Here is a 14,704-nt window from a genome sequence, read left to right as displayed (position 1 = left end):
TTAATAAAAAGGGAGGAAAACAATTAATGGATCATACAAGAAAAAAGGAGGGGGAAAAGAAAAATCATGGATTTTGAGTTTATCCGTGCCTATACTCCGCTGTATGTAGAGGCGGCAGGTATGACACTTCGAATATCTTTTCTGGGAATCCTGCTGTCAGCAGCCATTGGCCTTTTGTGCAGCCTGGTCAAGATTTTTAAGATACCGGTGTTAAAGAGTATTGTAAATGGCTATATTGAGGTATCCAGAAATACACCTCTTTTGATCCAGTTATTCTTTTTATACTTCGGACTTCCTAAAATCGGTGTTGTTTTAAGCTCTGAAAGCTGTGCTGTGACAGGGCTGGCATTTTTAGGAGGAAGCTACATGGCGGAAGCGTTCCGCACAGGAATTGAACAGGTACCGGTCATCCAGTCAGAATCGGGTCTCAGCCTGGGACTTACAAAAGGGCAGGTATTCCGGTATATTATCCTTCCTCAGGCGGTCACCACTTCAGTCCCCGTATTTTGTGCCAACATCATATTTCTTATAAAAGAAACATCGGTGTTCAGTGCGGTGGCACTGGCTGACTTAATGTTTGTGGCAAAAGATCTCATAGGAATTTATTATAAAACAGATGAGGCCCTCCTAATGCTGGTGGCAGCATACTTAATCATTTTGCTGCCAATATCCTTACTCTGTTCCTGGGTAGAAAGGAGGGTCCGCTATGGAGAATTTGGGAATTCGGATACTGTTTCAGGGAAATAATTTTTTAAGGCTGTTAGGCGGCCTTTGGGTGTCTCTCCGGATTGCGGTCATATCCATGATTTTATCCGTGGGTCTTGGAATCCTCCTTGGAATGGTGATGACCAGCAAAAAAAAGCCGGTCCGGTTTTTTACAAGGATCTATCTGGAGACGGTCCGGATCATGCCTCAGCTTGTTCTTTTGTTTCTTGTTTACTTCGGGGCTGCAAAGCATTTGAATGTGAATTTCTCCGGAGAAATGGCAGCAATCATTGTATTCGCCTTTTGGGGAACGGCTGAAATGGGAGATCTGGTGCGAAGCGCCCTGGAATCCATACCGGTCCATCAGTATCAAAGCGGCTTTGCACTGGGTATGACAGAGCTTGCAGTATACCGGTATATTGTGATCCCCCAAACCATTCGAAGGCTGCTTCCGTCGGTCATGAACCTTTTAACCAGAATGATCAAAACCACGTCTCTGGTGGTATTGATCGGCGTGATTGAGGTGGTCAAGGTTGGAAAACAGGTCATCGATTCATCCAGGTACACGGTTCCTGATGCAGCCCTCTGGATATACGGGGTGATCTTCATCCTGTACTTTGCTATCTGTTACCCGTTTTCCAGGGCAGCAGCCCTCCTAGATAAAAAAATAAAGGATTGAGAAAAATGAATCAGGAAAAGATTTTAAAGACAGAAAATCTCAGGAAGTCCTATGAAAACGGGCAGCCGGTTTTAAAGGATATTTCCTTTACCTTGGAAAGAGGAGAGGTCGTGGTGGTGGTTGGGCCTTCCGGCTGCGGAAAAAGCACCTTTTTACGATGCCTTAACATGCTGGAGCCCATTGATTCCGGTACGATCCAGTTTAAAGACCGGATTGCCGACAGGAGTAAACGGGATGTTTATGAAATAAGACAGAAGATCGGCATGGTATTCCAAAGCTATGATCTGTTCCCTCACAAGACCATTCTGGGGAATATTCTTCTGGCTCCTTTAAAGGTGCAGAAGAGAGATAAAAAAGAAGTGTCGGAGGAAGCACAGCAGCTTCTGGCCAGGGTAGGCCTCCTGGATAAAAAGGATTCTTATCCAAGGCAGTTGTCCGGCGGGCAGAAGCAAAGAGTGGCCATTGTACGGGCGCTTATTATGCATCCGGAGATCCTGCTCTTAGATGAGATCACGGCGGCCCTTGACCCGGAAATGGTGCGGGAGGTTTTACAGGTGGTGCTGGAGCTGGCAAAGGATGGAATGACCATGGTCATCGTCACCCATGAAATGGAATTTGCCAGGGCTGTGGCTGACCGGGTCCTGTTTATGGATCAGGGCGTCATAGTGGAAGAGGGCCGGCCGGAAGAGTTTTTTACCTCTCCCCGTACGGACCGGGCAAAGCAGTTTTTAAATACGTTTCATTATGAAACGTTATAAAATAAAAAATCAAATGGAGGATACAATTATGAAAAAGAAATTACTGGGCGCATTATTAGGCTTAACCATGGCAGCAGGTCTTTTGACAGGCTGCAGCCAGGCAAAGGATAATGCAGGAACCACTGGCGGGGCATCTGCAAAAGCAAGAACCTTATCTGAGATCAAGGAAGACGGAACCATCAAGATCGGCGTATTCAGCGACAAGAATCCATTTGGATATGTGGATTCCAACGGAAAAATCCAGGGCTATGATGTGTATTTTGCTAAGCGCCTGGCAAAGGACTTATTGGGAAGCGAAGACAAGGTGGAATTCGTATACGTGGAGGCAGCCAGCCGGGTGGAATATTTAAAGTCCGCCAAGGTGGATGTGATCCTGGCTAATTTCACTGTGACAGATGAGAGAAAGGAGCAGGTGGATTTTGCCCTTCCTTACATGAAGGTAGCTCTTGGCGTCGTATCTCCTGATGCTGCTTTGATTACCGATGTGGCGCAGTTAAAGGATAAGACACTGATTGTGGTTAAGGGAACAACGGCGGAAACTTATTTCTCCGAAAACCATCCAGAAGTTAAGCTGTTAAAGTTTGATGAGTATCAGGAAGCCTATGATGCCCTTCTGGACGGAAGAGGAGAGGCATTCTCCACTGATAACACGGAGGTTCTTGCCTGGGCGCTTCAGAATAAGGGATTTGCCGTAGGGATCGAATCCATCGGAAATCTGGATACCATTGCTCCGGCTGTTCAGAAAGGAAACAAGGAGCTTTTGGACTGGATCAACAGTGAGATCGAAACTCTTGGCAAGGAGCAGTTCTTCCACAAGGATTTTGAGGAAACCTTAAAGTCTGTGTATGGAGATGAAATTGATCCGGAAAATCTGGTTGTGGAAGGCGGCCAGGTTTAAGAGCCGGGATCTGAGAAAAAATATCATCAGCCGTTTTTTGTGGCTTAATGAGAAAAATAACCGGCAGGGCGTCTTGACGTCCTGCCTTTTTCATTTCATAATAGCATTGTTATATAACAGTGTTATAAAAAAGGAGAAGAAATGAGCGCTCAGGTAAATGATACACGTCTGGCCCTTTTGGAGGCGGGCAGGAAGGAGTTTTTGGAGTATGGCTATGAAGGAGCTTCCCTAAGAAGCATTGCCAGGGAGGCCTCTGTGACAACAGGGGCCATTTACGGGTATTTTCCCAGTAAAGAAGCGCTGTTTGATGCCTTGACAGGGGATGTTGCCGATGGGCTTTTGGAAAGGTACAGACAGGTTCATGAAGAATTTGCCGGTCTTCCTCCCAATGAACAGGCGGCTTCTCTGGAGAATATTACCGATGATACCATTCCGTGGATGATCAATTACATTTATGACCAGTTTGATATATTCAAGCTGTTATTTTGTAAGGGCAGCGCCGGAAGCTGCGACAGCTATTTCGCACAGCTTGCCCGGATCGAAGAGAAGTCAAGCTGGGATTTTATCGAAGCCATGAGGGAATTGGGGCATGAGGTCATGGATATTGACGGCACCCTGATCCACATTCTTTCCCGCTCATTTTTCCAGCAGATCCTGGAGTTCGTGGCCCATGATGTCCCCAGAGAAAAGGCACTTTCCTATTCCCTGGTGCTGGGGAGGTTTCAGCACGCCGGCTGGAAGAAGATCATGGGGCTTTGATGGAGTCCATCCTTGAAGTCTGGCAGCCGGAGACGATTGATCTTATACTTAAAAACTTTTTGCCGGAGGATGTTTCCTGGTTCTTTGGGAAAGAGTTTGCACCTTGGTTAGTTAAAACTAACCAAATGTTTTCAGCTCTTCCAACCTGTGAGCAATGTGTTTTTTCTCAATGAAACCTAAGCCCCTGGCAATGGGACCGTGACGATTGACTGGGATGATGTCATCGGTTACGGGCCTTTGGAAGCCATTATGAAAAAAGCAGCATTTTACAAAGAAAGGTGGTTCGTTATGAAACAAAATAATTCTGTGGCAGCTAAGCCCAAAACCGGTATGGCCAGGTTAATGGAGCTTGCAGCTACTAAAAAGCCTCTTATGGTCTCTTCGGTGATCTTGTCGGCGCTGGCGTCTGTCGCCTCGTTTATCCCTTATATCGCCATATACTTTGTGGTGAGGGAAGTCATGGGAGTGTTTCCTGATTTTGAGAATCTTGACTTACAAAGGACCCTTGGGTTCGGCTGGCTGGCGTTTGGGGGCATCCTGCTCAATGTATTGCTTTATTTTGGGGCGCTGATATGCTCTCATCTGGCCGCTTTCGGCACGCTGTATGAGCTGAAGGTGAACTTTGCCTCCCATCTTGCCGGACTGCCCCTGGGATTTCATATGCTGGTGGGCAGCGGTAAGCTGCGAAAGATCATGGATGAAAACATTGAGAAGATCGAAGGTTTTATCGCTCACCAGCTTCCGGACCTGGTGGCTTCCTTTGTGGCTCCGGTGGTCATGGTGATCATTCTTCTGGCAGTGGACTGGCGCTTTGGGCTTGCCGCTGCGGCAGGCATTGTCATTGCTCTTATAATCCAGATGAAAGCCTATGGCAATGACGGGGCGAAAGCCATGATGGGGAAGTATCAGAGCGCCCTGGAGGATATGAACAATGCTTCTGTGGAATACGTCCGGGGGATCACCGTTGTTAAGGCTTTTAAACAAACAGTCTATTCCTTCCGCCGTATGCACAGCGCCATTAAGGAATACACCCGGATGGTCATTCCTTATACCTTAAGCTGGGAAAACTACATGTCATCCTTTCACACAGTCATCAATAACATTTACCTGTTCCTGATTCCTGTGGGGATTCTCATAGGGATGAATACGTCGGATTATGCCGGTTTTGCCACCACATTTATCTTTTACCTGATTTTTGCTCCTTCCATTGCCTCCGTTTTGATGAAAATCATGTATGTTTCCTCCAGCGGTATGCAGATCATCGGCGGAGTGGAGCGCATGGATGAGATCCTGCAGACTCCGCAGTTGTCTCAGCCCCAAAATCCCAAGAAAATCACCGGCCATGAGATCGTATTTGAAAATGTGTCCTTCTCTTACACAGGTCAGGAGGCACAGGCGGTTTCAGATATTTCCTTCCGGGCGGAGGAAAACCAGATCACTGCCATCGTAGGCCCTTCTGGAGGAGGAAAAAGCACCATCGCCCATCTCATTCCCCGGTTTTTTGATGTGACGGAGGGAAGGATCCTGATCGGAGGCGTTGACGTGCGCCAGATGAAAAGTGAATACCTGATGGAAAAAGTCAGCTTTGTATTCCAGGATGTGTTCCTTTTTAAGCAAAGCATTATGGACAATATCCGGCTGGGGAACCAGAGTGCCACCGATGAGCAGGTGATCGCCGCAGCCAAGGCGGCCCAGTGCCATGAATTTATTGAAAAGCTGCCGGAAAAACACCATACAGTCATAGGCACAAAGGGCGTCCATCTTTCCGGGGGAGAACAGCAGCGCATTGCAATCGCCAGAGCTATTGTAAAAAATGCGCCCATCGTGCTTTTGGATGAGGCAACCGCATTTTCAGATCCGGAGAATGAGCATCTGATCCAGCAGGCATTTCAAAAGCTGATGCATGGGAAGACGGTGATCATGATCGCCCACCGCCTATCAACCATCCGCAGTGCGGATAAAATCATAGTCGTAGACAAGGGCAGGCTTATTGAGCAGGGCCGCCATGAAGAATTGCTGGAGAAGCAGGGGAAATATTCTGATATGTGGAACGTGTATACGAAAACTCTTGACTGGAAGATGGACAGAAAGGGGATAAAAAAACATGTATAAATGGAAGGAAGTATTAATGCTCACTGACAAAGGGTATTCAGACCTAAAGAAAGCAGTTGCCGCCTGCACAATCACTAACCTGGCCCTTATGCTGCCTTTTATGGTGACCATCCAGGTGTTTGGCGAGCTGCTAAAGCCGCTGATGGCGCAGGAGATATCCTGGTCCAGGATGTGGTTTTTGTTTGGCTGCGGCATTGGTGCGGCAGTGCTGGTATTTTTAGCCAGTAAAAATGATTATAAAAAAACATACGTTACCTCTTATCTGGAAGCGGAGAATTCAAGGATCAGTGTTGCCGAGCGGATCAGGAAGCTGCCCATGAGCTTTTTTAATTCAAAGGACCTTTCTGAACTGACTACAAACATCATGGCCGACTGTTCCACAACAGAGCATGTTTTAAGCCATATCATTCCGCAGCTAAGCGCCAATGCCATCTCCATTTCCATCATCTGCATCATGATGGCCACTTTTGACTGGAGGATGGCTCTCTCCGTGTTCATTACCGTGCCTGCCGCGCTGCTCATCATCCTGGGCAGTAAAAAGATCCAGGCCCGGTTAAGCGAAAAGCAGGTGGAAGCAAAGCTGAAAGCCTCCGATCAGGTGCAGGAATACCTGGAAGGGATCAAAGTCATCAAGGCCTGCGGATTAGACGGCTCAAAGTTTTCTGCTCTGGATAATGCCCTGCACCTGATGAAGAAAATGGCGATTAAAATGGAATTTGGTACCGGAATTTTTGTTACAGGAGCACAGATGATCTTACAGGTGGGTGTGGGGCTTACGGTTTTTACAGGGACGTACCTGCTGACAGGAGGAAACATCCAACTGATCCCCATGCTGATGTTTTTTGTCATCGTTGTCAGAATATACGGCCCGGTCCTTGTGGAATTCACCCTTTTGCCGGAGCTGCTTTACCACAGGGTCGCCACAAAGCGGATGCGCACGCTCATGACCGTTCCTGTCATGGAGGGAGAATCGGAAACGCCCCTGACACACTGGAATATTGACTTTGAAAACGTTTCGTTCGGTTATAATGCGGAAAATTCCAGGGAAAATATGGTCATTAAAAATCTTACCGTATCCATTCCTTCTGATTCCATTACAGCACTGGTAGGGCCTTCGGGCTGTGGGAAAAGCACCATTTCAAGGTTGATTGCCCGGTTCTGGGATGTAAACCAGGGCAGTGTAAAAGTCGGCGGAATTGATGTAAAGACCCTTGATCCGGAACACCTGATGAGCTATATGTCTTTTGTATTCCAGGATGTGGTGCTGTTTAACGACACAGTCTACAACAATATCCGTATCGGAAACATGGAAGCTACGGAGGAACAGGTCTTAGAAGCGGCAAAGGCCGCCTGCTGCGACGGGTTTATAAGCGCTTTGTCCGATGGATACCAGACAATGCTTGGGGAAAATGGCAGCACCCTTTCAGGAGGGGAGCGGCAGCGCATCTCTATTGCCCGGGCACTTTTAAAAAATGCACCTGTGGTGCTTTTAGACGAAGCCACCGCCTCCCTTGACCCTGAGAACGAGGCTCTTATTCAGCAGGCGATTTCCAGGCTGATTGAAGGCAAAACGGTCATCGTCATCGCCCATCGCTTAAGAACCGTGTCAGGCGCAGATAAAATCATTGTACTCAATGAGGGCAGGCTGGCAGAGGAGGGCACCCATGAAGAACTGATGAACAACAAGGGGCTTTATGAAAGGCTGTACCGGATCCAGCAGGAAAGCATGGGCTGGAGCGTCTAAGAAAAAAAGAAGGAGGTATATGAAATGAAATCGGAATTAAATTCCCAAACCGTACAAAATACCATGCTTTTACCGCTGTGGGGCCGTGCCACGGCCAGTGCGAAAAACCTTGAAATACTAAATGATAAGGAAGCCATTGAAATCATCAAAAGCTGTAATTATGATTTCAGCACCATTGCCAAAACCTTCGGTGAATTCGGCGGAATCTGTTATATCGTCCGTGCCCGGAAAATTGATGATGCCATCCGCAAATTCATCCGAAAGCATCCCCGTGCTTCTATCGTAAATATCGGGGCAGGGCTGGATACCACCTTTTCCAGGGTGGATAATGGAACGATCAACTGGTATAATCTTGACCTGCCTGATGCCATTGCTTTCCGTCAGAAATTCCTTCCCGATTCCCCCCGTAACACAAGCATTGCCAAATCCCTGTTTGATACTTCCTGGTTTGATCATGTTGTTTTTAATCACAGGGACGGCATATTATTTGTGTCGGCCGGAGTATTTTATTATTTCAAGGAAAAACAGTTGAAAGCAATCTTTGAAGCGATGGCTCACCGTTTTCCCGGAGGTGAAATTTATTTTGATGCGGAATCAAGGCAGGCGGTTAAGAAGTCAAACCGTATGGTTGAAAAGACCGGGAATAAAGGCGCCATGATGCATTTTTACGTCAATGATTTAAAAGATCTGGAAAGCTGGTCCCCGGACATCCAAGCCATTGCCTGTGAAAAATACTTTAAGGGCATACCGGTTAACAGGCAGTGGAGCTTTGGTATCCGATTTATGATGAAAATTTCGGACCGGATCAATATGATGAAATTCATTCATCTGCGTTTTTCAGAATAAACAATCAGGTTAAGAATTGCTCCAAAACAGATAGGAGGAGTGAACCCAGGTGAAAACCAGCCATATTATATATAACGTAGATGACTTGTACCAGGCAGTAGAAGAATTTAAGGAAAAGGGATTTGAAGTGGAATATGGGACGAAGAAAAACCCATATAATGCGATTATTTATTTTTCCCAAGGACCTTATCTGGAGCTGCCTGTTTCCCCATGAAATGCAGCTTCCCTTCCTCATGACCTATTTTAACATTGATCCTAAACCTGAGAACTTTATACACCCCAACGGTATAAGACGGATAAAGAACATATCCTTTGGAACGAGGGAAGAGTTGATACCGATTATCAAGGAACTATGTGACGATCCTGTACTGACCCTGTTTACAGGGAACGGAATCAAAGATCTGGAATTTGAATATGCAGTTAAGGAATTATAAAAATTTCATAGCCGCCCTTTCCGATGGACTGCCTCAGCGGAAAGGGCGGCTTTTACTGTTGGGGATTATGGATTATGTACATGTATATTTGGAAAAATAATAAAAAATAGTGCAAAAGTTCAGGATGACAAAAGAAATGTAAGAATATTAAATGGAAAAGTGCACATAAAAATCTTATAATTAGACCATGGGAATTAAAACATTCCTATATAATCGTGAATTCAAATAATTTTATAAAGGAGAGGTTAAATATGAAAAAAAGATTATTAACAGCTTCACTGGCAGCACTGGCAGCATTAAGCTTATCCGCCTGCAGCGGCGGAGGAAAGCCTGCAGAAACTACGGCAGCTCCCCAGGCTTCTGCAGAGACCACGGCTGCTTCTGCCGAAACAAAGGCAGAGGAGTCCAAGGCAGGAGCAAAGGCTCCCGAGGATTACAAAGGAACCGTTGTGGTATATTCTCCCCATGATGCGGACCCGCTTAATGCAGGGGTAAATTTATTTATGGAGAAGTATCCCAACGTTAAGGTGGAAGTAGTGGCAGCCGGTACAGGAGAGCTGTGCAACCGTATTGCAGCCGAGTCCGCGAATCCCATTGCAGACGTATTGTGGGGCGGCGGTGCCGACTCTCTGGCAGCGTTTAAGGATTATTTCGCTCCCTATGTATGCGCCAACGACGAGTTCATCGGCGATGCTTATAAGGATGCCGGTGACATGTGGATCGGTGAAAGCCCCCTGCCTATGGTTATCTTTTACAACAAGGATCTGATCCAGAAGGATGGCCTTGCCATTCCTGAAACATGGGAGGATTTGACAAAGCCCGAATGGAAAGGCAAGATCGCATACTGCCTGCCCTCTAAGTCCGGCTCCGCGTACACCCAGTTGTGTACCATGATCCTGGGCCATGGCGGCAAGGAAGCAGGCTGGGATTTCATTAAGAAATTATATGACAATCTGGACGGCAAGATCGTAGACTCTTCCGGCAAGTGCCACAAGATGGTTGCAGACGGCGAGTTCTACGTAGGACTGACTCTGGAAAAATCCGCAGTCCAGTATAAGGAGGATCCGTCAGTTGGATTCGTATATCCCAAAGACGGAACCAGTGCAGTACCAGATGGGGTTGCTCTTGTAAAGGGCGGGCCCAACGAGGAAAACGCAAAGCTGTTTATCGATTTCGTCACATCAAAGGAGTGCCAGACGGAGCAGAGCAAGAACTGGGGACGCCGTCCGGTAAGAAGCGATATGGAAGTAGGCGAAGGGATGGCGAAGTTACAGGATATCGTGCTGGTGGATTATGATTTTGACTGGGCGGCAAATGAAAAAGAAGTCATTATTGAGAAGTTTAACGACATTATGGTCAATTAATAAAAGGATAGGAATACATTCTGACGAAAAAAGACTGTCCCGGCCCTTCGGGGACAGGACGGTCTTTTGCTGTAAAAGGCAGGAAGGCAGCCGAAGGTTTAAGGAGGAGCGAAAGGTATGAGCCATGCAGTTATTATTAAACAGGCCGTGAAAAAGTACGGTGATTTTACAGCGCTAAATGGGGTGGATTTAGAGATGAAGCCGGGGGAATTTTTCACGTTGCTTGGTCCATCCGGATGCGGCAAGACGACGCTGCTTCGTATGATCGCAGGATTTAATTCTGTGGATGGCGGGGAGATCTGCTTTGATGACAGGGTGATCAACAACTTAGATGCCCACAAGAGGGATATCGGCATGGTGTTCCAGAACTACGCCATCTTTCCCCATTTGACTGTGGCAGAGAATGTGGCTTACGGCCTGAAAGCAAAAAAATATCCAAAAGACCAGATTACAAGCAAAGTGGGGGAGGCCCTGGACCTGGTTCAGATCAGAAACCTAAAGGACAGAAAACCAAATGAGCTGTCCGGCGGCCAGCAGCAGCGGGTGGCCCTGGCCAGGGCATTTGTCATTGAGCCGGGAGTGCTTCTCATGGATGAGCCCTTATCTAACTTAGACGCAAAACTCAGAGTACAGATGAGAACGGTTATCAAAAAGCTGCAAAAACGGCTTGGGATCACCACCATTTACGTTACCCACGATCAGGAGGAGGCTCTGGCTATTTCCGACCGGATCGCAGTCATGAAGGAAGGCAATATCATGCAGGTAGGATCACCGGAGGAGATTTATAAGAAGCCCCGGAACACCTTTGTAGCCGGATTCATCGGAGTATCTAACTTCATTGACTGTGAAGTGGACGGAAGTGACCCGGACAGGGCCGTTTTAAATATTAAGGATGAATGCAGCTTAACCTGCAGGCTGAAATCCGCCTATAGGGGAAAGGGGATTATTTCTGCAAGGCCGGAGCAGATGTTTTTTCATGAAAGGGAGGGACTGACCGGCCGGATCGTCATTTCCACCTTCCTTGGGGATTTCATTGAGTATGAAATCCAATTGAACAACGGGCAGACCATTCAGTTAAATGAATACACAAAGGATGCCGGCGACCTCCGGCCAGACGGTCAGGAAGTGCGGGTGAACTTTGATATCAGTGCGGTAGGTATTTACGATGCCCAGACCCAGGAGGTGATATCATGGTAAAGAAAGGCTGGAAGCTGGACTTCTGGTTCTGGGTGAAAGTGGTGGTGGTTGGATTTATGCTGCTGTTTCTGATTTATCCGTTCTGCACCCTGATTACGCGAAGCTTCTTCTCCGGTAAGGTGGAAGGCTTTACCCTTGAGAACTACATCCGGTTCTTCACGAAAAAGTATTATTATTCCTCTCTTGGGCGAAGCCTGTTCGTCTCCATTATTACCACGGCTACGACTCTGGCCGTAGGGGTTCCCATGGCCTATCTGATGTCCAGATACAACGTTTTTGGAAAACGTCTTGTTCATATATTCATCATTATGAGCCTTATGAGTCCGCCTTTTATCGGCGCTTATAGCTGGATCATGCTGTTTGGGCGTGCTGGTTTTGTGACCCGGTTTTTTGAAACCATAGGCATCCATCTTCCCAGCATTTATGGAAAGCTGGGCATTATTCTTGTTTTTACCTTCAAGCTGTTTCCCTATGTGTACTTATATACATCAGGGGCAATGGGAAGCATTGACTCCAGCATTGAGGAGGCGGCGGAAAATTTAGGAAGCAACAAGCTGCGCAGGCTTTTTACCATCACCATACCGGTCATCCTGCCCTCCATCGCTGCCGGAGCCATTATGGTATTCATGACCAGCCTTGCGGACTTTGGCACACCCATGCTCATCGGTGAAGGCTATATGGTTCTTCCCGTTCTGGTATACAACGAATATATGAGCGAGATCGGCGGAAATGCTCATTTAGCCAGCGCCCTGTCTGTGATTGTGGTACTCTGTTCCACAACTGTGCTTTTGCTGCAGAAATATTTCATAACCAGAAAGAATTATGTCATGACAGCCATGAGGCCGCCTAAGGAAGAGCAGCTTCACGGCCTGAAACGCTTCCTGGTAACATTGCCGGTTCTCCTGGTGACCTTTATCGGCATCCTTCCCCAGATCGTGGTGGTAGTCAGCAGTTTTGTGAAAAGCGATTTTACAGGCTTTAAAAAGGGCTTCAGCATAGAAAGCTATGTGACGATTTTTAACAGGCTGTGGACCAATATCCGCAATACCTTTCTGTTCTCTGCCTCAGCCATTGTGTTCATTATCGTGCTGGGCATGCTGATATCCTACATTGTGGTGCGCCAGAAAGGAATCGCAGGACAGTTGATGGATCTTCTCATTATGTTCCCCTTTGTCATTCCCGGCGCCGTACTGGGCATCAGCCTGATCGTAGCATTTAATAAGCAGCCCATGATCCTTACGGGTACGGCCGCTATTATGATTATCGCCTTTGTAGTCAGGAAGCTGCCCTATACGGTGAGGTCGGGAAGCGCATTCCTGCAGCAGATGGACCCCAGTGTAGAAGAAGCCTCCATCAGCCTGGGTGTGTCCCCCATGAAAACCTTTGTCAAGGTAACAGCAAGGCTTATGGCCCCAGGCATCCTGTCAGGAGCTATCTTAAGCTGGATCACCTGCATCAATGAGCTGTCCTCCAGCGTTATGCTTTACGGCGGCAAAACAAGTACCATATCCGTAGCCATCTATACAGAGGTCGTCCGAAACAGCTATGGAACGGCAGCAGCACTGGCCTCCATATTGACAGTCAGTACGGTCATATCCCTGCTTATCTTCTTAAAAGTAAGCAAGGGGAGAGTTTCGGTTGTATAGCATTCGCCCAAAGTTTTCTTAAGAAGGCTTTGGGCATTTTCAGAAAACAAGGAGGGATACAAAGGATGGTAACATTTGGCACCGGTGGCTGGAGAGCCATTATCGGAGAAGATTTTACAAAAGAAAACATCCAAAAGCTGGCCCTTGCCGTCAGCCTAAAAATGAAAGTGGAACAAGCAGAAGGAGAAGGTATCGTCATAGGATACGACAGACGTTTCCTGTCCAAGGAAGCGGTCATATGGGCCTGTGAAATATTCGGAAAACAGGGAATCAAGGTATTTTTCATAAACCGCAGTTCCCCCACGCCACTCATCATGTTTTATGTAATGAAGCACCGTCTAAGTTACGGCATGATGGTAACAGCCAGCCATAACCCCGCCATTTATAACGGGATCAAGGTATTTACCTATGGAGGGCGTGATGCCGACGAGAAACAGACCCGCGATATTGAAACCTATCTTTTAGAAGCAGAGAAAACGTACCAGCCAAACCACCAGGAGTCCGGACAGATGCCGCCACCCTCCTATTTAGAACTCGTAAAAAAAGGAGTAGTAGAGGAAATCAATCCGTTAAACGAATACCTGGACAATATCATATCCGTCATTGACATGGAGGCCATCCGTTCCCGGGATTTCCGTGTTGCCATTGACCCCATGTACGGAGTGAGTCTTACAGCCTTAAGCACCATCCTTTCCGTTGCCAGGTGCACCATTGAAACCATCAACGACCAGCATGACACGTTGTTTGGCGGAAAAATGCCTGCGCCTACAGAGCAGACCTTGCGGAGTCTGCAAAATTATGTACTGGACCGTTACTGCGATATCGGAATCGCCACAGATGGAGATGCAGACAGGCTGGGAGTCATTGACGATCAGGGCCGTTACCTCCATGCCAACAACATTCTGGTGATGCTGTATTATTATCTTCTGAAATACAAGGGCTGGCGTGGGCCGGTGGTTCGAAGCCTTTCCACCACCCATGTGCTGGACCGTGTGGCAGAAAGCTTCGGACAAAAATGTTACGAGGTTCCCGTGGGATTTAAATTTGTATCTGCAAAGATGCAGGAGACAGATGCCATCATAGGCGGAGAGTCCTCCGGCGGCCTTACAGTTAAGGGACATATTCATGGCAAGGATGGAATCTATGCTGCCTCCCTTCTCATAGAAATGATGGCCGTATCAGGGAAAAAGCTGTCTGAGATAGCAGCAGACATTCGCAGGGAGTACGGGGCAATCCATATGACAGAACGGGATTACCGTTTTACAACCGAGGAAAAGGAGAGGATCAGCCGGATTCTGATGATTGACAAGAAGCTGCCCCAAATGCCATTTGAGATTGATAAAATCTCTTATATAGATGGCTGTAAGGTTTACTTTAAAAACGGCGGATGGGTGATTGCAAGATTTTCCGGAACAGAGCCGCTGCTGCGGATCTTCTGCGAGATGGGGGCAGAGGCGGATTCTGTAAGCGTGTGCAGTTTATTTGAGGAGTATCTGGGGCTTTAAGAGGGTTAGGAAAGTGAAAAGGCTGCTGCAAAAGGAAATCATTATTTTTGCAGCAGC

13 protein-coding genes are annotated in these 14,704 nt (G+C 47.2%); all 13 read left to right on the top strand.

Annotated elements, in window-relative coordinates; all coding sequences use genetic code 11:
• Positions 1–66 precede the first annotated feature (66 nt).
• Positions 67–747: an amino acid ABC transporter permease gene (locus ACYVD3_RS00765; protein WP_460640598.1), complete on the top strand. Its 681-nt coding sequence runs from the start codon at positions 67–69 to the stop codon at positions 745–747.
• On the top strand, positions 707–1,384 hold the full coding sequence (locus ACYVD3_RS00760; protein WP_460640597.1) for an amino acid ABC transporter permease: 678 nt from the start codon (positions 707–709) through the stop codon (positions 1,382–1,384). Before ACYVD3_RS00765 ends, ACYVD3_RS00760 begins: the two co-directional genes overlap by 41 nt.
• A gap of 5 nt (positions 1,385–1,389) precedes the next feature.
• Positions 1,390–2,142: an amino acid ABC transporter ATP-binding protein gene (locus ACYVD3_RS00755; protein WP_460640596.1), complete on the top strand. Its 753-nt coding sequence runs from the start codon at positions 1,390–1,392 to the stop codon at positions 2,140–2,142.
• Positions 2,143–2,170: 28 nt separating this feature from the next.
• Complete coding sequence (locus tag ACYVD3_RS00750) at positions 2,171–3,040, top strand: cysteine ABC transporter substrate-binding protein (protein WP_460640595.1); 870 nt, start codon at positions 2,171–2,173, stop codon at positions 3,038–3,040.
• A 141-nt stretch (positions 3,041–3,181) separates the two neighbouring features.
• The gene (locus ACYVD3_RS00745; protein ID WP_460640594.1) at positions 3,182–3,799 is read left to right on the top strand and encodes a TetR/AcrR family transcriptional regulator; all 618 of its coding nucleotides are present in this window, start codon (positions 3,182–3,184) and stop codon (positions 3,797–3,799) included.
• Positions 3,800–4,087: 288 nt separating this feature from the next.
• Entirely contained in the window at positions 4,088–5,911 is a 1,824-nt protein-coding gene (locus ACYVD3_RS00740) for an ABC transporter ATP-binding protein (RefSeq protein ID WP_460640593.1), read from the top strand.
• Positions 5,904–7,655: an ABC transporter ATP-binding protein gene (locus ACYVD3_RS00735; RefSeq protein ID WP_460640592.1), complete on the top strand. Its 1,752-nt coding sequence runs from the start codon at positions 5,904–5,906 to the stop codon at positions 7,653–7,655. The genes ACYVD3_RS00740 and ACYVD3_RS00735 overlap by 8 nt, the downstream gene beginning before the upstream one ends.
• Positions 7,656–7,679: 24 nt before the next feature.
• Positions 7,680–8,501 carry a class I SAM-dependent methyltransferase gene (locus tag ACYVD3_RS00730; protein ID WP_460640591.1) on the top strand — a complete coding sequence of 274 codons (822 nt, stop codon included), beginning with the start codon at positions 7,680–7,682 and terminating at the stop codon, positions 8,499–8,501.
• Positions 8,502–8,550: 49 nt separating this feature from the next.
• Positions 8,551–8,715, top strand: a complete 165-nt coding sequence (locus tag ACYVD3_RS00725) for a VOC family protein (RefSeq protein ID WP_460640590.1) — start codon at positions 8,551–8,553, stop codon at positions 8,713–8,715.
• Positions 8,716–9,186: 471 nt separating this feature from the next.
• Positions 9,187–10,299, top strand: a complete 1,113-nt coding sequence (locus tag ACYVD3_RS00720; protein WP_460640589.1) for an ABC transporter substrate-binding protein — start codon at positions 9,187–9,189, stop codon at positions 10,297–10,299.
• A 117-nt stretch (positions 10,300–10,416) separates the two neighbouring features.
• Positions 10,417–11,496: an ABC transporter ATP-binding protein gene (locus tag ACYVD3_RS00715; RefSeq protein WP_460640588.1), complete on the top strand. Its 1,080-nt coding sequence runs from the start codon at positions 10,417–10,419 to the stop codon at positions 11,494–11,496.
• Entirely contained in the window at positions 11,490–13,142 is a 1,653-nt protein-coding gene (locus ACYVD3_RS00710; protein ID WP_460640587.1) for an ABC transporter permease, read from the top strand. The genes ACYVD3_RS00715 and ACYVD3_RS00710 overlap by 7 nt, the downstream gene beginning before the upstream one ends.
• Before the next feature lie 65 nt (positions 13,143–13,207).
• Positions 13,208–14,647: a phosphoglucomutase/phosphomannomutase family protein gene (locus ACYVD3_RS00705; protein ID WP_460640586.1), complete on the top strand. Its 1,440-nt coding sequence runs from the start codon at positions 13,208–13,210 to the stop codon at positions 14,645–14,647.
• Positions 14,648–14,704 lie beyond the last annotated feature (57 nt).

The sequence above is a fragment of the Lacrimispora brassicae genome (assembly GCF_054772055.1).
This window is presented reverse-complemented; position numbering and strand designations above follow the sequence as displayed.